The sequence below is a fragment of the Streptococcus sp. HMSC066F10 genome, assembly GCF_001813805.1.
GTDB classification, from domain to species: Bacteria; Bacillota; Bacilli; order Lactobacillales; family Streptococcaceae; genus Streptococcus; species Streptococcus vaginalis.
Window position 1 is genome coordinate 80224 of sequence record NZ_KV814002.1, and the last position, 20221, is coordinate 100444.

General features: G+C 38.5%; 24 protein-coding genes. 3 read left to right on the plus strand and 21 right to left on the minus strand.

Features of this window, described 5'->3' with window-relative positions; all coding sequences use genetic code 11:
- Positions 1-217 precede the first annotated feature (217 nt).
- Positions 218-1753, plus strand: a complete 1536-nt coding sequence (locus HMPREF2933_RS09385) for an ATP-binding cassette domain-containing protein (protein WP_070241652.1) — start codon at positions 218-220, stop codon at positions 1751-1753.
- 20 nt (positions 1754-1773) lie between these two features.
- Here the strand turns inward: HMPREF2933_RS09385 and HMPREF2933_RS09390 are convergent, their stop codons facing one another.
- The 10 genes from HMPREF2933_RS09390 to HMPREF2933_RS09430 form a co-directional block, all read right to left on the minus strand.
- Positions 1774-3522, minus strand: a complete 1749-nt coding sequence (locus HMPREF2933_RS09390; protein WP_024052277.1) for an ABC transporter ATP-binding protein — start codon at positions 3520-3522, stop codon at positions 1774-1776.
- Complete coding sequence (locus HMPREF2933_RS09395; RefSeq protein WP_042754049.1) at positions 3503-5248, minus strand: ABC transporter ATP-binding protein; 1746 nt, start codon at positions 5246-5248, stop codon at positions 3503-3505. The genes HMPREF2933_RS09390 and HMPREF2933_RS09395 overlap by 20 nt, the downstream gene beginning before the upstream one ends.
- A gap of 182 nt (positions 5249-5430) precedes the next feature.
- The gene (locus HMPREF2933_RS09400; protein WP_003024892.1) at positions 5431-6138 is read right to left on the minus strand and encodes a glucosaminidase domain-containing protein; all 708 of its coding nucleotides are present in this window, start codon (positions 6136-6138) and stop codon (positions 5431-5433) included.
- Between the two features lie 180 nt (positions 6139-6318).
- Complete coding sequence (yihA, locus tag HMPREF2933_RS09405; RefSeq protein ID WP_024052279.1) at positions 6319-6906, minus strand: ribosome biogenesis GTP-binding protein YihA/YsxC; 588 nt, start codon at positions 6904-6906, stop codon at positions 6319-6321.
- Positions 6907-6917: 11 nt separating this feature from the next.
- Positions 6918-8150 (minus strand): ATP-dependent Clp protease ATP-binding subunit ClpX, encoded by a 1233-nt coding sequence (gene clpX, locus HMPREF2933_RS09410; protein WP_024052280.1) that lies wholly within the window; start codon positions 8148-8150, stop codon positions 6918-6920.
- A gap of 38 nt (positions 8151-8188) precedes the next feature.
- A complete protein-coding gene (locus tag HMPREF2933_RS10035; RefSeq protein WP_003024903.1) occupies positions 8189-8362 on the minus strand; it encodes a hypothetical protein in 174 nt (57 codons plus the stop codon).
- Positions 8362-8874: a dihydrofolate reductase gene (locus HMPREF2933_RS09415; RefSeq protein ID WP_024052281.1), complete on the minus strand. Its 513-nt coding sequence runs from the start codon at positions 8872-8874 to the stop codon at positions 8362-8364. The genes HMPREF2933_RS10035 and HMPREF2933_RS09415 overlap by 1 nt, the downstream gene beginning before the upstream one ends.
- 184 nt (positions 8875-9058) lie before the next feature.
- Entirely contained in the window at positions 9059-9898 is an 840-nt protein-coding gene (locus tag HMPREF2933_RS09420; RefSeq protein WP_024052282.1) for a thymidylate synthase, read from the minus strand.
- Positions 9899-9983: 85 nt separating this feature from the next.
- Positions 9984-11201 (minus strand): voltage-gated chloride channel family protein, encoded by a 1218-nt coding sequence (locus HMPREF2933_RS09425; protein WP_024052283.1) that lies wholly within the window; start codon positions 11199-11201, stop codon positions 9984-9986.
- Between the two features lie 14 nt (positions 11202-11215).
- Positions 11216-11482 carry a chorismate mutase gene (locus HMPREF2933_RS09430; RefSeq protein WP_024052284.1) on the minus strand — a complete coding sequence of 89 codons (267 nt, stop codon included), beginning with the start codon at positions 11480-11482 and terminating at the stop codon, positions 11216-11218.
- Between the two features lie 388 nt (positions 11483-11870).
- On the opposite strand from HMPREF2933_RS09430, the gene HMPREF2933_RS10475 reads away from it, so the two are divergent.
- On the plus strand, positions 11871-12569 hold the full coding sequence (locus HMPREF2933_RS10475) for a helix-turn-helix domain-containing protein (RefSeq protein ID WP_224783956.1): 699 nt from the start codon (positions 11871-11873) through the stop codon (positions 12567-12569).
- Between the two features lie 10 nt (positions 12570-12579).
- Here HMPREF2933_RS10475 and HMPREF2933_RS10480 read toward each other — a convergent pair whose 3' ends face one another.
- A complete protein-coding gene (locus tag HMPREF2933_RS10480) occupies positions 12580-12765 on the minus strand; it encodes a hypothetical protein (RefSeq protein WP_191620755.1) in 186 nt (61 codons plus the stop codon).
- A 42-nt stretch (positions 12766-12807) separates the two neighbouring features.
- Between HMPREF2933_RS10480 and HMPREF2933_RS10485 the strand changes: the two genes are divergently transcribed.
- Complete coding sequence (locus tag HMPREF2933_RS10485; RefSeq protein ID WP_224783955.1) at positions 12808-13308, plus strand: hypothetical protein; 501 nt, start codon at positions 12808-12810, stop codon at positions 13306-13308.
- A gap of 224 nt (positions 13309-13532) precedes the next feature.
- Here HMPREF2933_RS10485 and HMPREF2933_RS10490 read toward each other — a convergent pair whose 3' ends face one another.
- The 10 genes from HMPREF2933_RS10490 to proB form a co-directional block, all read right to left on the minus strand.
- On the minus strand, positions 13533-14012 hold the full coding sequence (locus HMPREF2933_RS10490; protein WP_024052288.1) for a hypothetical protein: 480 nt from the start codon (positions 14010-14012) through the stop codon (positions 13533-13535).
- A gap of 42 nt (positions 14013-14054) precedes the next feature.
- Entirely contained in the window at positions 14055-14480 is a 426-nt protein-coding gene (locus tag HMPREF2933_RS10495; RefSeq protein WP_024052289.1) for a leucine-rich repeat domain-containing protein, read from the minus strand.
- A gap of 33 nt (positions 14481-14513) precedes the next feature.
- Positions 14514-14828: a hypothetical protein gene (locus tag HMPREF2933_RS10500; RefSeq protein WP_024052290.1), complete on the minus strand. Its 315-nt coding sequence runs from the start codon at positions 14826-14828 to the stop codon at positions 14514-14516.
- Positions 14829-14831: 3 nt separating this feature from the next.
- On the minus strand, positions 14832-15107 hold the full coding sequence (locus tag HMPREF2933_RS10505; RefSeq protein ID WP_224784587.1) for a pneumococcal-type histidine triad protein: 276 nt from the start codon (positions 15105-15107) through the stop codon (positions 14832-14834).
- Between the two features lie 66 nt (positions 15108-15173).
- Positions 15174-15527 (minus strand): pneumococcal-type histidine triad protein, encoded by a 354-nt coding sequence (locus HMPREF2933_RS10510; protein ID WP_224783953.1) that lies wholly within the window; start codon positions 15525-15527, stop codon positions 15174-15176.
- A gap of 144 nt (positions 15528-15671) precedes the next feature.
- The gene (locus tag HMPREF2933_RS09445) at positions 15672-16313 is read right to left on the minus strand and encodes a Pr6Pr family membrane protein (RefSeq protein ID WP_070241654.1); all 642 of its coding nucleotides are present in this window, start codon (positions 16311-16313) and stop codon (positions 15672-15674) included.
- A gap of 8 nt (positions 16314-16321) precedes the next feature.
- Entirely contained in the window at positions 16322-16657 is a 336-nt protein-coding gene (locus HMPREF2933_RS09450; RefSeq protein ID WP_003032271.1) for a zinc ribbon domain-containing protein YjdM, read from the minus strand.
- A gap of 324 nt (positions 16658-16981) precedes the next feature.
- Entirely contained in the window at positions 16982-17776 is a 795-nt protein-coding gene (gene proC, locus HMPREF2933_RS09455) for a pyrroline-5-carboxylate reductase (protein WP_024052294.1), read from the minus strand.
- A gap of 4 nt (positions 17777-17780) precedes the next feature.
- Complete coding sequence (locus tag HMPREF2933_RS09460; RefSeq protein ID WP_024052295.1) at positions 17781-19043, minus strand: glutamate-5-semialdehyde dehydrogenase; 1263 nt, start codon at positions 19041-19043, stop codon at positions 17781-17783.
- A 13-nt stretch (positions 19044-19056) separates the two neighbouring features.
- Entirely contained in the window at positions 19057-20166 is a 1110-nt protein-coding gene (proB, locus tag HMPREF2933_RS09465) for a glutamate 5-kinase (RefSeq protein ID WP_024052296.1), read from the minus strand.
- Between the last annotated feature and the right edge of the window lie 55 nt (positions 20167-20221).

Below are 20221 nucleotides of genomic sequence, written 5' to 3' on the forward strand. Positions count from 1 at the left end.
CTTAAAGGAAACTTTATCTAGTAGATTTTTTGTTATGCTCTTGCCTATTTTTCATAAAAGAAATTTTTTTCAAACTTCTCAATGATAATCTATTCGTTGCAAACTACTCCGTTTTGCAATGTTTGTTGGCAATCCAAAAACAAGAACAGCTCTACTAGGTAAATAGGGCTGTTTTTCTTAGCTCTAAAATGACAATGAACATCATAAGGAGATATATATGCTACAAATTCGACATTTAACTATTACCCATTTAAAAGATTTGAAAGACTTAGTCAATGATTTATCACTTACTGTCAATGCAGGCGATAAAGTCGGTATTATCGGAGAAGAAGGGAATGGAAAATCTACTCTTCTCAAGCTACTTATGAATGACACACTTGTTTCAGACTATGTTAGTTATAGGGGAGGGATTCAGAAAAGCTATAATTGTTATGCTTATTTGCCGCAAACTTTACCTGAAAATGAAAGAAGGCTCTCCCTCAACGACTATTTCTTTGGTGATTTGGACGTAGACTTAGATTACAGCAAACTTTACCGCTTTGCTCAAGAATTACATTTTGATAGCGAACGTTTTACTAGTCAGCAAACATTAGCGACTCTATCTGGCGGTGAAACATTAAAAGTACAGCTTTTAAAAATCCTCTCTACAAATTGGGACATTCTCTTTTTAGATGAGCCCTCCAATGATTTAGACACAGACACTCTGATTTGGCTGGAAAATTTTCTTCAAAATACACCTCAAACAGTTATGTTTGTTTCACATGATGAAAGTCTTTTAAGTCATGCAGCAACAAAAATCGTGCATTTGGAATTGGTTAAGAAAAAGCAAGAAGCTAGAACAACTGTTAGGAATCTTGATTATGAAAATTACAGCCAGCAAAGACAGACCTCATTTGAAAAGCAAACTAAAGACGCAAAAAAAGAACGAGAAGAATATCAAAAAGCAATGGCAAAACACCAGCGAGTCAAACAAAGTGTGGAGCATGTCTTGCGTCATACTTATGACAGCACAGCTGGTAGATTACTAGCCAAAAAAATGAAAAATATTCTCTCACAAGAAAAACGTTTTAATCGAGAAGCCACTAAAATGACAGAGTTACCAACACAGGCAGATGCTATCAATCTACAATTTTCTACTATTACTCCTCTGCCATCTACAAAAAGAGTAGTCACTCTCAAACAGATGTATTTGAAGGTAGGGGAACGCACCTTAGCCAAAAATATAAATTTTGAACTCTTAGGGCAGGAAAAGATTGGGATTATTGGTGAAAATGGTGTCGGAAAATCTACTTTTATCAAAGAACTTCGAAATCTATTGCAAAAGAAAAAAGGCATTACGCTAGGGTATATGCCTCAAATCTATCCTGATAGTTTAAACGAAGTCGATTCTCCAATAGATTTTCTAACATCCACAGGAGAAGCTATTGAGCGAGAAAAAATCCTCACCCACCTAGCCAGTCTGCAATTCACGCGTAATGAAGTGCAACATTCTATTTCCCAGCTATCTGGTGGACAAAAAGCTAAATTACTGCTTCTAAAAATGGTATTAGATCAAGCAAATGTCTTGATATTAGACGAGCCAACACGTAACTTTTCTCCTACTTCGCAGCCACAAGTACGAAAACTTTTTACAGATTATAACGGAGCTGTCATTACCATTTCACACGACCGCACCTTTCTCAAAGAAGTTTGTCAGAAAATCTACCGCTTGACTAAGACAGGAATAGAGCTAGTCAGCAAAGAACAGCTATAAGTTTGTTCTACTAGTCAATCTTAAACAGCCAAACTTCCTTGAGCTGTCTGCATTTGGTAATAAACGCCTTTTGCTTGCATCAGCTCTTGATGACTGCCATATTCCACAATATCTCCGTCAACCAACACTAAAATGATATCTGCATTCTGAATGGTAGACAAGCGATGAGCAATGATAAAACTGGTTCGCCCTACCATGAGCTTATTAAAAGCCTCTTGAATGAGTACTTCAGTCCGCGTATCAATAGAGGAGGTTGCTTCATCCAAAATCAGGATTTTAGGAACCGCTAGAAAAACACGCGCAATGGTCAATAGCTGGCGTTGTCCTTGTGACAAAGAATCTCCTGCATCTGCTAGATAAGTATCATAGCCATGCGGCAATTGCTGGATAAAGAAATGAGCATTAGCAGCTTTAGCTGCTGCAATTACTTCTTCTCGGCTAGACTCTGGTCGCCCAAAAGCAATATTTTCATGAATCGTCGCTGTCTTCAGCCATGTTTCTTGTAAAACCATACCAAACTGCTGGCGAAATGAGACTCTGGTATAATCTGTAATATCTCTATCGTCTAACTTAATCTTACCCGCATCTACATTATAAAAACGCATGAGGAGATTGATTAAAGTGGATTTTCCAGCACCAGTTGGTCCAACAATAGCAACTTTGCTTCCTGCTGGAACGGTCATGTTTAAATCGTGAATCAAAGGTTTATCTTTTTCATAACCAAAACGGACGTGCTCAAAACAAATCGCACCCCGTACTGCTTCACTCGTGAGTTCTTCTTTTCCAGTTTCTACAACTTCTTTTTCATCTAAAATCATGTACAAGCGCTCTGCACAAGCAAGGGCGCTTTGTAATTCAGCCATAACAGACGAAATATCGTTGAAAGGCTTGGTGTATTGGTTGACATAATTTAAGAATGTCACTAATTGTCCAACTGTGAAACTAGAGCCGTTAATGATACGAACCGCACCAAATCCAACAACAATAGCATAAATAAGAGCATTCACGAAGCGAGTCGCTGGATTGACAGTAGAGGAATAAAAGATAGCATCCTGAGAATAATCTGCATAGCTCTCATTGCCTTTTGTAAAATCCGTAATGAATTGCTCTTGGGCATTAAAACTTTGAATCAAACTTTCTTGAGAGAGACTTTCTTCAATGAGCTGTGTCTGAAGCCCTCGTGTCGTCGTTTGTTTTTGAAACAGCTTGTAGCTTTTACGGGCTATAAAACGTGCAATCAGCATAGATAAGGGAGTTAAAAGAAAGACTAACATCATCATGAAAAAGTCAATCCTTGCCATTGTCACAATCGTTATAAGAATAGTTAACACGCCTACAAAAAACTGATTGAAAACCATGAGCAGACCATTATTTAACTGCTCCACATCCGTCGTCAAGCGACTCACTAAATCACCACTCCCTTGACAATCAAGATAAGCTAAGGGAAGTCGATGAATTTTTTGAATAACTGCGTCCCGAAGTTTCTGACTATAACTATAAATCAACTGATTATAGATTAAAGGATTGAGCCATTGAATCGCTGTATTGGCAACAATCACCATCCCCATTTTCGAGAGAATTGGCAGCAAATGCTGACTTGCATCGGAAAGTAAAATACTATCAACTGCATTTCCAATCAAAATCGGCAAATAAATGGTCAAGGCAACCTGAACAATCGTTCCAATTGTAGCTAGTAGGAAAAGCCAGCGCTGCTGCAATAAATCACTTGCAAGGCGTTTTAAACTACTTTTAGAATACCTCATTTTCATGCTTTTCCTCCTTACTATGTTGTGAGAGATGAATTTCTCGATAAATAGCGCTCGTTTGAAGCAAATCTTCATGTGCACCAAGAGCGACCTGATGACCTTTATCCAAGACAAGTATCTGATCAGCTGCACACAAGCTATTGGTTCGCTGTGAAATTAAAATCAAACTCGTGTTCTTTAACTGCTCTTTGATAGCTTGCAATAGTTTAGCTTCTGTTAAATAATCAAGTGCCGAAGTGGAATCATCCAGCACCAGAAAAGGTGCTTTTTGTAAAATAGCGTGCGCAATTGTCAACCGTTGGCGTTGACCACCGGAAAAATTCCGACCAAAAGCTTCTACTACTGCATCTAGCTGACCTTCTTTTTCCTGTACAAAGTCACTAGCCTGCGCAATATCAAGAGCCCACCAAAGTTGTTCATCCGTCACCTTGTCTTCCAAACCCAGCAATAAATTCGAGCGAATAGTTCCACGGAACAATTCTGCTTTTTGTGGCACCAAACTCATCCAAGTGCGCCACTCTTCAAGGTTTCTAGGACTTCGGCCATTTTTAAAAATAACCAACTGACCAGCATCAATCGTATACAAGTGCGCCAAGAGTTGCACCAAAGTTGATTTTCCTGAGCCTGTTCCGCCAATCACTCCCAAAGTCTGACCAGATAGTACGTCAAACGAAATATTTTCCAAGGCTGGACTAGCAGCTTGTGGATAGGTAAAGGTAACATTTTCAGCAGAAATAGACTGAGCACCAATAGAATGCCGTATTGGCAGTTCTGCTAGTACATCTTCCTCTTCCTGTTCAAAGACCTCTTGAATTCGTCCAGCGCTGATGTAACTTTGATTCAAAGAAGTGACGAGCATAGCTAATTTCAACAGTTCTATCAAAATTTGCAAAAGGTAATTGACTAAAGCGACTAATTTCCCTTGCGTCAGCAAATCCTGTCCAATAGCTAGATTCCCATGCCAAATAACCATGACCAAAGTGCTATTTACCACTAAAAAAGTCAACGGGCTAATCAAGCTAGACCAAACTCCTGTTTTTATCTGCCAGGTCTTATAGATTTCGTTGGTATCTCTAAACTCATGGATTTCTTTATTTGTTTGCCCAAAGGCACGGATAACACGCATACCTTGCAGTTGTTGGCGTGTCATATTGACAATTTTATCTGTAATCTGGCGAATTTTAGCGTACAGCGGATTTACCAAGCGTGACATGATATAGATAATACCCGTTAGGATGACAACCATGAGTAAGAACCACAGTGTAATACTTGGACTAATCAAAAATGCCATGATAATCGAGCCAAAAACAATAATCGGCGCGCGCAAAAAAAGACGAAGAAATTGATTGATACCGGTCTGAATTTGATAAGTATCACTTGTTAAACGAGTGACCAGACTAGATGTCGTCAAGCTATCTCGACTAGCTTTTGGCAAACGCATGATTTTTTGATATAAATCTTTAGTTAATTGACGTGTAAAACCTACCGCTGCTTTTGAGGAATAATATTGAGCAATAATCGCCACAACAACACCAAACGATGCAAGGACAACCAATAAAAAGATCATAGCATAAAGATGCGCACTGTCTTTTTTAGGGATTGTTTGGTCCACAATTGTTGCAATCAAAATTGGCACCAATAGTTCAAAACTAGCTTCTAACAATTTAAAAAGCGGACCCAACAAGGATTCCTTGATATAGCCCTTAAAATATTTCAATAAATCTTTCATGAAATCTCTTTTCTCATACAAAACTAGTTCTATTTTATCATATTTATCATAATCTAGCCTTCTCTGTGATTTGTTAGCGGATACAATTATTTTTATAGGAGAATTTTTGCTAGATGAATTCCAGATAAAAAGGAGAAGAACAATTTCGTTCTCTCCTACTAAATTTCTTTCAAATAAAATATTTATTGATGACGATTTGCCCAAGCAACATCCAAATCTAACACTTCTTGTGTTGTGTATTGTTGGCGATAAGGATTGTAGACTTTGTTAGTTGTTGCAACATTGGTTGCTTGCACATTTGGTACATCATATTGTGTCAAATTATATTGTTGAATCAAATTGTTCAACTTAACATTATAGCTTGTATCCGTTGCATAGACACCTGTTAAAGCAGCAGTTGCATTCATATAGCTGGTCGTATTACTCTTCCAAGCATAAGTGTAGCGGCTATGTTTTAAAATCGTCACATAGTCTTGTAAAGATTCAACATAACTTGGATAGGATCTAAATTCTGCATTGACATTATAAGTATTTCCTTGCCCATCATCTTCTAGTGTAGCCATTGTTGCTGATTGCCCAGCATATTGTCCTTTGATGCCAAATAAATTATGATGAGGAGCGGCTGATAAAGCAGAACGTCCAGAATTGCTTTCCAGAATGGCCTGTGCGATCATAATCGAAGCATATAAATCATTTTCTTGTCCCAATTGACGAGCAGTTTCACCAATTTGTGAAATGAACACCTCTGTTTGAGTTAACGGACGTTGGTAAGTCTCATCATTGGCACTAGCTGGGTGAACTTGCTTGGACAAAACTGCACTAACCAATAAAGCAGCGACCGCCAAAGCTAGAACTGTTAAAATTCTTTTTTTCAATTTTTTCTTTCTCATAGCTTATTCTCCAGTATAATATATTTTGATTATAACATAAAATTTCCAGCCCTTAGTTACAATTTGGTGACAGATTCATTATAAAAAACAGAGAAAATGTGTACTGACCCCCAAGAGTTAGATTTTTCTTGTCCAACTTTTGGGGGTCAGTACAATGATTCTCAGTTTTTTCTTCAATTCCTAAATTTTTTCCAAAATCGCATCCCAAGCTGCATCTAAACCATCTTTATTGACAGATGAAAAAACAATAAAATCATCATTTTTATCAAAATCCAACTTTTTCTTAATGACTGATTCGTGCTTGTTCCATTTGCCGCGTGGAATTTTGTCAGCTTTCGTGGCTACGACAATGACTGGTATTTCATAATATTTAAGAAATTCGTACATTTGTACATCGTCTGCACTTGGCTCATGCCGAAAGTCCACTAGACTGACAACTGCTCTGAGATTTTCCCTGCTCGTCAGATATTCCTCAATCATCTTGCCCCACTTCGCTCGTTCTGTCTTAGAAACTTTAGCATAGCCATATCCTGGGACATCCACAAAACGAAGTTTGTCATCAATATTGAAGAAATTCAGCAATTGCGTTTTTCCTGGCTTGCCAGAAGTTCGAGCTAGATTTTTTCGATTTAACAATGTATTGATAAAGGAAGATTTACCAACATTTGATCGTCCAGCAAGAGCGATTTCAGGAATCTCATCTTGGGGATAATGAGATTTATTTGCTGCACTTAGCAAAATTTCTGCATTGTGTGTGTTAATTTCCATTGCACACCTCTTTATGCTGTTTCTAAAATCGGCTTATCCGTTCCATCAACTGCTTCCTTGGTAATCCGTACCAGCTTCACATTTTCTTGACTTGGAACTTCAAACATAACATCCATCATAGTTTCCTCAATGATTGAACGTAATCCACGCGCACCTGTCTTGCGTTCAATGGCCTTGTTAGCAATTTCCTGAAGAGCATCATCATCAAACTCTAGTTTAACATCGTCATAAGAAAGGAGAGTCTGATATTGCTTCACTAAAGCATTCTTTGGTTCGCGCAGGATTCGCACCAAATCATCAACTGTCAAAGGCTCAAGCGCTGCAAACACAGGCAAACGACCAATCAATTCCGGAATCAAACCAAATTTTTGAATATCTTCAGAGATGATTTCTTGCATATAAGAACCAGTTTCATCAATGGCTTTATTATTTTGACCAAAACCGATAATTTTTTCGCCTAGACGTTGTTTGACAATTTCTTCAATACTGTCAAATGCACCACCAACGATAAAGAGAATATTCTTGGTATCTACTTGAATCATTTCTTGTTGAGGGTGCTTGCGACCGCCTTGCGGAGGTACGCTGGCTACAGTTCCTTCAATAATCTTGAGGAGCGCTTGCTGAACGCCTTCACCAGACACATCGCGAGTAATAGACACGTTTTCGCTTTTCTTCGCAATTTTGTCAATCTCATCTACATAGATGATACCACGTTCTGCACGCTCAATATTGAAATCTGCTGCTTGCAAGAGTTTCAAGAGAATATTTTCAACATCTTCTCCGACATACCCAGCTTCTGTCAAAGCTGTCGCATCTGCAATCGCAAAAGGAACATTCAGACTTTTCGCCAAGGTTTGAGCAAGAAAAGTCTTACCAGAACCAGTTGGCCCAATCATAAGAATATTGGATTTTTGTAATTCGACATCATCCTCTTCTTCACGATTATCGTGAAAATTGATACGTTTATAGTGATTGTATACAGCAACAGCCAATGCTCGCTTAGCACGATCTTGCCCAATCACATAATGATTCAAAATATTGAGTAGTTCTTGCGGTTTTGGCACTTCTGACAAGTCCGCTAGTACTTCTTCTGCTAGTTCCTCTCTGATGATTTCTTGCGCTAATTCCACGCATTCATTACAAATAAAGGCATTATTTCCTGCGATAATTTTTTGGACTTCTTCTTGGCTTTTACCACAAAAAGAGCAATAAACCATCATTTCATTCGTACGATTTGTAGGCATTTTTCACTCCAATTCTATTCGTTGTTTATTCTATTTTCTCATTTAAATAAGGTCATATAAAAAGCATGAATACTATTCACCAAATTTGTAAAAGCATTCAGCCAAAAGAGCACTGACAATCCATACCGTTTTTTACGAAAAGCTTGCGTTGCCGCCATAACACAAACGACACATAAAAGAGCCGTAAAAAATCCGAAAATACTACGTTCCATTACGACTCCTTTCTCTGAAAGGTTGTGACAGTAAAGTCATACTCATTCTTTTCATCTTTGGCATGAAACTGATGAGACAGCTCCTGAAATTTCGTCATATTAAAATCTTTCGGGAAATAGGTATCTCCTTGTAAACGAGCATGAATACGGGTAATAACTAATTCATCTATTAAGGGCTCGAACGCAGAAAAAATCTGACCACCGCCAATAATATAAAGAGTTTTTTCCTGAGTCTCATACCATTTCATGACAGAATCAACATCATGAAACACTAGAACTTGCTCATTCTCTGCTTGATATGATTTGTCTCTCGTCAAAATAATTGTCGTGCGATTGGGTAATACTCTGCGGTTCATCCCATCAAATGTCACTCGCCCCATTAAAATAGCCTGTCCAGTTGTCATTTCTTTAAAATGCTTGAGATCAGCTGGTAAATGCCAGGGCAATGTGTTGTCTCGCCCAATCAAGCCATTCTCATCTTGCGCCCAAATAGCTACAATTTTCTTTGTCATTTCCTAATCCTTTGAATTGATATTTCTATTTTATCAAATTTCACAAAAAAAGGCTGACTTTAACTATCAAATCAATACTAATTTATATTGCACAAGAAATCCGTTCTTTTATGATGTCTTGTGAAAATAGTTAGATACAGCCCTTTATTTTTTAGATTTTGAAAATCTGAAAATCAATTCATTCTCAAATGGCTAAATCAAATTTCAACTGTGGCTTAACAGGGATATAATCAACTAATTCAAAATCTTCTGCTTTAATGTCAAAAAAGTTGGTTCCGTCTGGAACATTTAAAACCAAGCGTGGCGTACAGTTAGTTGGTTCACGTTGAAGTAATTCTTCAGCCTGTTCAAATTGATTATCATAAATGTGCAAATTATTGACAAAATAAAAGAATTTACCAACTTTCCAGCCAAAATGCTTGGCAATCATCATTTGCAATGCTACATACTGCATGGCATTGATGTGATGAGCTACCAGCATATCATTTGAGCGTTGTGTCAGAGTTGCATCCAGATAAATGTCACCGTCTACACGACGTACATCAAACATGGTCTGAAAGGCACACGGTAGTAGACCTTCTGTTTCTTCAAATGCTTCATAATCCCAAAGTGAGATAATATTTCGTCGATTCCAAGGATTGATTTCTAGCTGTTTCAAGATTTTATTGATAATATCATGTTTCTTAACAACAGCGCCATAACGCAAGCCAATCGTGCGAGTATCTCCTACTTCCCAATCATTCCAATAATGAACATTGTACTTTTCTTCTAAAATATCTAAGCTATTGGATTGGTCTTGGTAAATCCAGAGCACCTCTTTGATAGCTGACTTGATAGCAATCGGCCGAAGCGTTGTAATAGGAAATTCTCCCTTGCTCAAGTCGTATTCAGCAAAAGAACCTGTAATATACTTAGAGTTAGCCACTTTCCCGTTTTTATAACGAGGGCGTGCATTTTCAGAAAAAACACCTTCAGTCAAGATTTTTCGAATATTTTCTTTAAAAATAGTATCTGCTTTTGTCATGATTTCCCTTTTCTAATATTACTTTTTCTAGTATAACACAAAATAAAAATCTCCTACAAGTCAAAACCTTGCAAGAGAACATGCTTTAATATCGAATTTTTTGAGCTCCATAAATCGAATGCTGACGATGTAGAGAAAACGCCACCGAACACACTATGAAAAAATAGGGGAAATTAGTAAAGCCAAATACTTCACAGCCAATTAAAATCGGACCTAAGAAAGTAGAGGTCGCACTTCCGAAAACTGCAGCATAGCCTAGCGCCGCAACCAAGCTAACTGGAAGACCAAATAAACCTGCCAGTAGAACGCCTAGACTTGCCCCAATTGCAAAAAGCGGTGTTACTTCTCCACCTTGAAAACCTGCTGATAAAGTCAAAACTGTTAGAAGTAATTTGAAGAGCCAATCATATACATAGACGGGCTGACCAGCAAAACTAGCTGCAATCAAATTTGTTCCAAGCCCTGAGTAGCGACCTTTATCTAACAGCAGAAAGACAATACTTAAAAATATTCCCATAACGACAATCCGTTTGTAGGAATTTGGAAAAATAATTGCTGCTTTCTTTTTGCTCCATGAGAGAGCATAAGCAAATAAATTGCCGCAAAGTCCAAATAGAACTCCAAGAAACACTAATTTGATAAGAAGCGTCGGTGACAATACCAGATGCACAGAAATTGGTTGTACAAACTTTTCAAGCCCTAACGCATGCGATGTCCAAGAAGCAACAAAGGAAGCAATCATTGCAGGATACAGAGCCGTCAGTTGCATGGTTCCTACAACCAAGACTTCCATTGCAAACAAAATTGCCGCCAGCGGTGTTTGAAACAGTCCAGCAAAACCAGCAGCCATTCCTGCGACTAAAAAGATTTTTGAAGTGTTGGGGATAGAAAATTTCTTGCCAAACCAATGAGAAACTGTTGCTCCTAATTGTACTGCTACTCCTTCTCGACCAGCTGAGCCACCAAAAAGGTGCGTCATCCAAGTTGTAAATATAACCAAAGGAATCAAGCGCTTTGGGATATGTTCCTCTACACCATGTCCTACATCAAAAATCAAGGTCATCCCTTTGCTACTGCTTCCACCATACTTTTGATAAAGAAATACAATTCCTAATCCCGCAACAGCTAAAAAAGGAATCAAATAGAGTGGATACATAGAACGAATATCGCTTAAAAAGATAAGGGTTCGCCCAAATATCACATCAATAATCCCAACTACTAGACCTATAAAAATGGATAACACTGTAATAGCCACTGCTCGCTTTCCACTATCAAGCCATTCTATATCACGCGAATGTTTCATTTTAACTTCCTTTATTATTTGACGTGTTGGTCTTGATAAGCACGCGAATGTTTCAAAATATCAGAAAAAGTCTGAACAATAGTTTCTTTGTACTGTTTTTCATGTACACTATTTGCAACTTTCTCTAGAATAACTTGTTCACGTTGGATATCCAAGACAGCTTTTCCAGTCTGACGTTTATAAAGAGCAACTTGACTCACCAAAGCCATTCTTTTTTCTAGTAAGGCAGTCAAATCTGCATCTATTTGATCGATTTCTTTTCTAATTTCTACTAAATCCATAATTTCCTCCTAATTACTTTCTATCTTAACAAAATTTTTCACAATATGCTAGTAATCGTCAGATTTTGAATCTCAGTCCTAATTTTCTCAATTTTAGCAGAAAAATAACACTCAAATTGAGACAAGTTCAAATAAAGCTTATTCTTTCAGAGCTAAGCAGCTTCTAACCTTCTACTTTGCTTCTACTCGCCCTAAAATCCGGCTTGACAATCCCTTTCCTTCTGTGGTAATTTTGAAAAATAAGGGGGAACGATGTTAGATTACTATTTGGAAAAAGTTATTTTAAACAAGGCAGAAGTGTTACAAATTTTGCTGGAATTTCAAACTTTAGAGATTGAGCAGATAAACACAAATTACCAGTTTTAGTGAGAAAAACATTTATCAATACTTGGCAGAGCTGAAGGAAGAATTTCAAGATTTGTTCTGTTTGCAAGTCATTAGACGTACGGTTCATTTGGATATTTATACAAAGCTCAATCCGCTAGTCTGTTTTCATCGGATTTATCAAGGTTCTATTTTTCTTCGTCTTTTGTGTTATTTCTTGCGGGAAGAAAAAGAAAGTTTTGCCTGTTTTATCCAAAAAGAATATCTCTCACGAGCTACGGGTTATCGGCTCTGCGATAAGTGTTTGGATTTTCTAAAAGGAATTAGACTTTCTTTAGACAAATACCAAGTGATTGGGCCAGAATACCGCATTCGATTTCTGATTGCTTTGTTGGAGTACAAGTTTGGCATTCATCTGTATGCGATCACAGAGAAAGAATTAGAGATTGTTTTTGACTTGATTAGCGCTTCCAACGCTCACCTCTCTATAGAAGCTTTTGAGGAAGCTACAGAAGAAAGTCGCTTCTTTTGCATTTTAATGGTTTTAATGTGGAAACGAAAGGATTTTGCAGCGGATATTCCGGAATCTCCTGAACTGACTCGGCTCAAAACACTATTTATCTATCCAAAACTGATGTCCTTGACCAAGAACATCATGGAATCTGCGTTAGAAATAACATTTACTCAAGCAGACTATGATTATCTCTTTCTAGCTTATTGTACGGACTCCCAATCCTTTTTTCAAAGACAAATGGTCCGATGAAGACCAGCGTTTAGCGGTTGATATGGTGACCAATCAAGGGATTTTGCTTCCATTTATTCAGAAATTGCAACACTTGTTTGGCGAGGAGATGACGAATTCTCAGACCTTTCGCATTGTCATACTTTTCTTTCTGAAGCCTTTTTTCTGCAATTTGCAAAGCTTGGTGCCTAATTCCTACATTTTTCAATACGACCATCGGGGTCTGTGCGACCCACTTTATCGGATTTTAAAGGTGCTTGTGAGAGAATGGATGCAAGAGATGGGCTTAACAGTCGAGGTTTACAAGTACCACATTTATCATGTGAGCATTCAGCTACGAGAGCTGATTTATTCCCGCATGGCTCCTATTCCGCTTTACATTTTTACGAGTAACAATGCGGATTTGACAACTTTAAAGAATGCCTTCTCCATGCATATTCCACCTGCTATTGCACGAATATCTGGTGTTGACTTTTTGAATACCTCCTTGGATTTGCAGACGCACGAGGAAACAAGCATTATCGTAGCCGACCAGCACCTTTCGACTTATCTCGAAGCCTTATTTCCAGAGGCAGAACACATTCTCATCAACTTTTCTATGAACTTTTATGACATTCATTACCAGCATATCTATGAAGCTATTTATAAACTGAGAGAAGCGGTATCGGGAGTATGTCAAGGGCTTGGAGAAGTTGATGTAGAACAAATCAAAATCGTTAAAATCCGGAAAATGGTTATCTGTACAGTGCCTGAAAGTTAAAAAATACTTTTCTTCAGTTAAAAGCAATAAAGCCTGAAAAAGTTCCTTTAGGTAACAATTTTCAGGCTATTTTTTATCTAAAAATCTCAATTGAACAGCCTTTTCAGGAAATTCAAAATAAAATTTTATTATTGTTTTGAGACAGACTCCTGCTCATTAGACGAAGTTGTCTTTTCAGCTGTTGATTTTGTTTCATTTTCAGCCCCTTTCAAGTCTGACGGAACTTATTCTTTCTCAGAATTGTTTACCTTATTTCCTTCTTCATCTAATCCTTTCCTCGAATCCGGCTGCACTTTTTCTTCTTTTTTAGTCTCAGAACCCTTGTCTATTGAGTCAGCAGTTTGTTCCTCTACTGGAGACGATTTAGCTTCACTGGTATCTACTTTCTTTGCAGTACCTTCTTTTTTAGAAACCTCTTTTTCTTCTTTCTTTTCCTCTCTCAATGGATTGTTTTCAATGCTTTCTCCCTTAACGGCTGGGAAATGCTGAGCCAATGCTTTTGGAATTCGATTTTCATTTAACTCCAGTTCTAACTTTGGAATAAAATTATGACTAAGATCAATATAGGTAATGGTATTGTTAGGGGTACTAATCGCCACGCTTGTGATCTTATTCTTAGATACATCTAAATTTTCAAGTGCTTTAAATTGATTCACACCTTCCAAATTCTTCAAGGCATTGCCGCTTAAACTCAATTCCTTCAAAGATGATTGAGCTCCAGAGATATTTAAGCTCTGAATTTGATCTTAAGCTGCTGTAAAGCTGGTCAGATTCTTTGCTGCTTCAATCCCTGCCAACGAAGTCAGGCGATTACCACTCATTGTAATACTTGTCAAAGCAGGATTGTTTTTCAAGAAATTCAAATTTTGAATATTTGACTCATTCACTGTCAGTTCTGCAAGCGCTAAGGTTTTCAAACTATTGATATCCAAGTTAGGATTATTTGACAAGAACAGACGTGTTAGGTGCGCTTTTTGAGCCAATGCTGATACATCTTGGAGTTGATTGTGCTCCAGACTAACCGCTTGTAAATTTGAAAGATTTGACAGAGCTGAAATATCTGAAATTTCATTATAGTCCAAATTTAAGGATTCTAAATTCTTCAACTGAGCCAGCGGACGAATGTCTTTAATTTTGGTAAAACCAATTCCTAGCACTTCAATATTTGGCATCAAATTAAGACCTTTACGTTCCAGCGGATCTTTTCATTGCCCAATATTTAGGTATTTCACCGTTGCCAACCAGGCTTTCATCTTTTCCAAGTCCGTTTCATTTGACGGAAATTCTGTATCCGCAGTTGCATGTAAAATATCTTCGATAATCTCATCATCAAATCCTAAGGCTTTCAATGTTGCCATGCCTACCTTATCATGAGCATGCGGATCACCGTGTGGATCGAATGGTTTGGTCGTATCAATGTCACTAATTAAAGTTGAATGTTTGTGATCGCCATGTGGATAAACAAAAGCCTTCCCTTTTTCATTGTCAATCACTTGGATCAAACTTTCATCAATTCCCAACTGTTATGCCAGATAGGTCTTTTTCTTAGTGATTTCTTCATTTTCTTTTGAAGAATCTTGTGCTGGCGTGGACGGAGTTTGACCTTTTCGAGCATAGTAAGCGTCCTCAGCAGATTTTTTATACTCTGCTGGGATTAAATATTCCCATTTGGACTGAATGAGTTGTTCATAAGAGATAACGTGCGTATGACCGTTATGGTTCACTAATAAGCCATAGGATTTCTTTTCTTGAATCCCTGTTCCATCAAATAAAAATCCATCACTTGTCGGATAATCTATACCAGCAAACTGATGTTTGTTTGAACCTGGATGTTGCGGATTAACAGGTGGATTTGTGTAATTTGGCTACGCAGCGGCGGTTGACGGAGCTTGACCATTTTTCGGAATCAAATAAGCCCATTTGCTGTTTTTTAAATCGGAATAAAAAATAAAGTGTGTGTGACCATCATGGTCTAAAATCAAACCGTCACTTGTTCTAGCCTTAATCTGTGATTCACTTGTGAATAGAAAACTATCATCTGTCGGCTTATCTACACCTGGTACTTGACCTTTTTTAGCGTTAGAATGTTTCTTTTTCACTCCTTGTTTCGCCGTCACCTTATCCCTGCTTTTTGACGACGAGTTAGAATAGCAAGCAGTCAGTAAAAGATTGCAAGATAAAGCAATTCCCGCCAATGCCCAAAGCTTCTTATATTTCATATAGCTCTCCTTTTATTTAACTAGTTAATATTTAACTAGTTAAACATAACACAGAAAACACATCTTGACAAGAAAAAATAAGTCAAATAGAGAGTTTTTAGCAAAATATAGAAAAAAACAGACAACATCTGTTTTTTGTAAACTCTAAGAGGGCTGTTTTCGTTTCTGACGTCTTGAAAAAGACATCACTCCATAAAAACTATAACCGGCAAGCAAATAGCCGATAAAGATTTTAAGTGACCATTGCAACACATACGGCCAACCGTACTTTGGAATATTTAAGAAAAAATAAGCAAAAGGACTATCTTTTGCGCCTGGAATAGGCCATTTGATGACTAAACCATTAAACAAGGCAAAAGCCAAATAAATCAAAGGCACACTTGTCCAAACAATCGGGTCAAACCAACGATATTGTGAGCGTTTATCAAACAACAAGGTATCCGCTAAAAACCATAGTGGTACAATGTAATGACAGAGGAAATTTTCCAGTCGATAAAAATCAGTCGCGAGCGGTGCCAACATAAAATGATAAATGACGCATGTAATCATGATACACATGGTCACTCCGCCTTTTAATCGAAACAGCGACTGCGTTTGCCAGCGATGTTCAGAATGCGCCATTAGATAGAGCAAATAGGCCGTAAAAGCTGTGACAATCATGTTAGATAAAACTGTGTAGTACATCAGCATTCCTAAGCCACCATGCTTTATGATTTCAAGGTAGACTCCTATAAATCCTAACATAAACAATACCATGCGGCTATAAAAAATCACATTTCGCTTCATCACCAACCTCAGATTTTCTTGACAAACTCCGATTTGAGCTTCATCGCACCAAAACCATCAATCTTGCAGTCAATATTGTGGTCTCCTTCTACAATCCGAATATTTTTCACACGCGTCCCTTGTTTCAAATCCTTTGGAGCACCTTTGACCTTTAAATCTTTGATGAGAGTGACGGTATCTCCGTCCGCAAGCTGATTCCCATTTGCATCAATTGCTCTGATACGCTCTTCTTCAACGACTTCTGTCGGATTCCATTCGTAGGCACATTCAGGGCAAACTAACAGCAAACCGTCTTCGTAAACATATTCTGAGTTGCATTGTGGACAATTTGGTAATTGATTCATACTTCTCCTTCACTAATCTCTAGACATCACACCTAGAATTTATCATGCTTTTCTATTTTACTATAAGATAAAAAATTTGACAAATGAGATAAAATGACTAATTTTTAAAAGACTTTTTGACTCAATACTTAATGAAAATTACAAGATTTAACGACCTTCACTTCTATCTGCTAGTACCTTGAGCAATCAACTACCATGTTGTTGATTTATTGCGCCATACACTTTGAAGTTGGAGATTTTTACAAAGTATAAAAAATCATTTGATTTTCTATTATAAATTTTTTTGATGTCATAAAATGCTTCAATCATTGCAAACCATCTATGTCATTTGCCTAGTTCCTGAGTGCGTTTATAAGACGCAGCAACGGCTTTGATAATGTTCCCTCTGAAAGCATCTTCTTCAAGACTTGCTACTCCCGCAATCGTTGAGCCTGCTGGGCTGCAAACCTGATCTTTGAGAACAGCAGGGTGTTGACCACTTTCTTTGGCTAATGCTGCTGCTCCTAAAAGGGTCTGATTTGCTAATTGCAGAGCTAAGTCTCGTGGTAAGCCAGTTTGTACTCCTGCGTCAGCTAATGCTTCTAAAAAAAGATACACAAAAGCAGGACCACAGCCTGCCACAGCAGTAGCGGCATCTAATTGCTGCTCCTTTAAATGAACCAGCAAACCGGCAGAATCCAATAGTTCACACAACAAGTCTTCATCCTGCTCTGTTGCTTTATCTGATAAAACATAGCTGATAACACCGTCACCAACTGCAACAGGCGTATTGGGCATTATCCGGATCAACCGATGTTGTGTAGGAACAAGAGCTTCTAACTGCTGCAAGGTCAAGCCGGCAGCCATAGAAATCAGTAAAACAGAGCTGCGTTTTTCCAAAATAGCATGGTACTCTTGCAACAAATCCGCAAATTGGGCGGGTTTAACACCTAAGAAAATAACATCTGCTTGCTCAAAGACGACTTCGTTCGTGACAGGTTCGCCACCCACTTCATTCGCGATCTGTTTTGCTTTTTCTGGGCTTCGATTTGCTAGTAGAGCTTGATGATTTTTTTGCCTCGCCACTACACGCGCTAAGCTCCCTCCCATATTTCCTAAGCCGATAAATCCAATTTTCATGTTTTTACTCCCTAATTTGTCCTGAACCTTGCACAACATATTTGTAACTCGTTAATTCTTTTAAGCCCATCGGACCGCGTGCGTGTAATTTCTGAGTAGAAATCCCCATTTCACAGCCCAAACCAAATTCTCCACCGTCTGTGAAACGTGTGGAAGTATTGACATAGACTGCTGCACTATCAACCTGCTCTGTAAAAGTCGCTGCGCTGGTGGCATTGTTGGTAATAATGGCATCTGAATGATGTGTGCTGTGTTGCTCAATATGTGTGATAGCTTCTTCCAAAGAAGCCACTACCTTTACAGCCATGATGTAATCTGAAAATTCGCTATCAAAGTCGCTAGGCTCTGCTATTTCCCCTGAGATGAAAGAGCGAGCTATTTCATCCAATCGAAGTTGAACAGGTACTACCCCACGCGCTTTACGAACAGTTACTAAGCGTTCTTCTAATGTTGGGAGAAACTGAGAAGCAATTTCTTTATGAACCAGACAAACTTCCATTGCATTGCAGACCGAAGGACGACTGGTTTTAGCGTTATCAATGATATCTAGTGCCATTTCTTGATTGGCGTCCTTATCAACATAGATATGAACAATCCCCGTACCAGTCTCAATAACAGGAACGGTCGCATTTTCAACGACCGCTTGAATCAGCCCCGCACCCCCACGAGGAATTAGCAAATCCAAATAGCCTTTTGCTTTCATCAAGATTTGAGCACTTTCACGACTGGTATCTGACACCAACTGCAAACAATCATCTGAAATCGCGGTTTGACAAAGTGCAGCTTTTAGCGCAGAAATAATGGCAGTAGCTGTTTTATGCGCTTCTTTTCCGCTGCGAAGAACAACTGCATTCCCGCTTTTAATGGCTAAAGCAGCTGCATCAGATGTCACATTTGGACGACTTTCATAGATAATTCCAATCACTCCAAGAGCTACCCGCTTTTTAATGATTTCTAGTCCATTTTCCAAATGAGAGACTTCTAAGATGTCTCCAACGGGATCTGGCAACGCAATCACTTGACGAATGCCAGTTGCCATGTCTTTGATGCGATTGACATCTAAATACAGACGATCCAACATGACATCTGAAATATGACCTTTTGCCGCTTTCATGTCTTCCGCATTGGCTGTCAAAATTGCGTCCGTAGCTGCTTCTAAATAATCAGCCATCAAAGACAGAGCTTTATTTTTCTCAGCTGTTGAAGCTGTGTTAATTGATTTTTTTGCTTGCTTGATTTTCTCTAGTAAGCCTTGTGTACTATTCATATCCTACTTCCTCTTAAAATTCTGACAATAATAATTCCAATTCAGGCGTTAGTGAAATCCAATGATCTCGGTGAATTACCACTCCCTTTGGTTTATTGGCTTTCAGCATATCTTGCAAAGCTGACTGCCCAAAACGAACACGTCCTTTTCCTAAAATGCGCTCTGTATCCTTTTCATAGACGGTCACAATATCATCATAAGAAAAGTGTCCTGACATTTTTGAAATTCCTGAAACAAGTAAGCTCTTGCCTTGCTCACTCAATGCTGTACTTGCACCTCTATCCACCCAGATAGAGCCTTGACTGGCAGCGTAAAAAGCCAACCATTGTTTTTGCGTTTTCATATTTTTGGCTGAAGCAGTAAAAAATGTGCCATTTCCCTGATTTTCTGCGGCTTCGATGAGGGCTTGCTCTTTCAAAGAGGAACAAATATAAACAGGAACCCCTGCCATAGTGGCAATCGTTGCTGCTTTTAGCTTGGTCAGCATACCACCTGTTCCATTAGAAGAGCCTGCTCCACCTGCCATTTCAAGCAAATCCGTCGTAATCTCCTCTACCAAATCAAGGCGCTTGGCATCAGGATGATTGACTGGATTTGCCGTATAAAGCCCGTCAACATCCGTTAATAAAACTAACAAATCTGCTTGCACCATAGACGCAACCTGAGCGCTCAACGTATCATTGTCACCGACTTTCAACTCAGCAATGGAAACCGTATCATTTTCATTGATAATTGGAATGGCTCCTCGGTTGAGCAAAACAGAAATCGCCTGATGTGTATTTTTATAGCGCCGTTTATCCGCAAAATCATCTTGTGTTAATAAAATCTGAGCCGAGACAATCTTTTTCAATAACAGATTCGTCGTGTATTCTTCTAACAGCAAGCCCTGACCCACCGCTGCGGACGCTTGCTTGTCTGCAATTTTTGTCGGGCGTTTCTTAAAGCCCAAAGATGAGAAGCCTGCCGCTATTGCTCCTGATGAGACTAAAATCACCTCGTGCCCTGCTTCATGTAGCATGGCTAACTGCTGGGTAATCACTCTCACTTTCGTTCTCGATAAACTTCCATCCTCATTTGTTAAAGAACTGGTGCCGACTTTACATACAATTCGTTTATATTTCATAACCCTCTCCAAAGCTAATATAACACGTGGTGCTATTTAATTTCAAAATATCTCA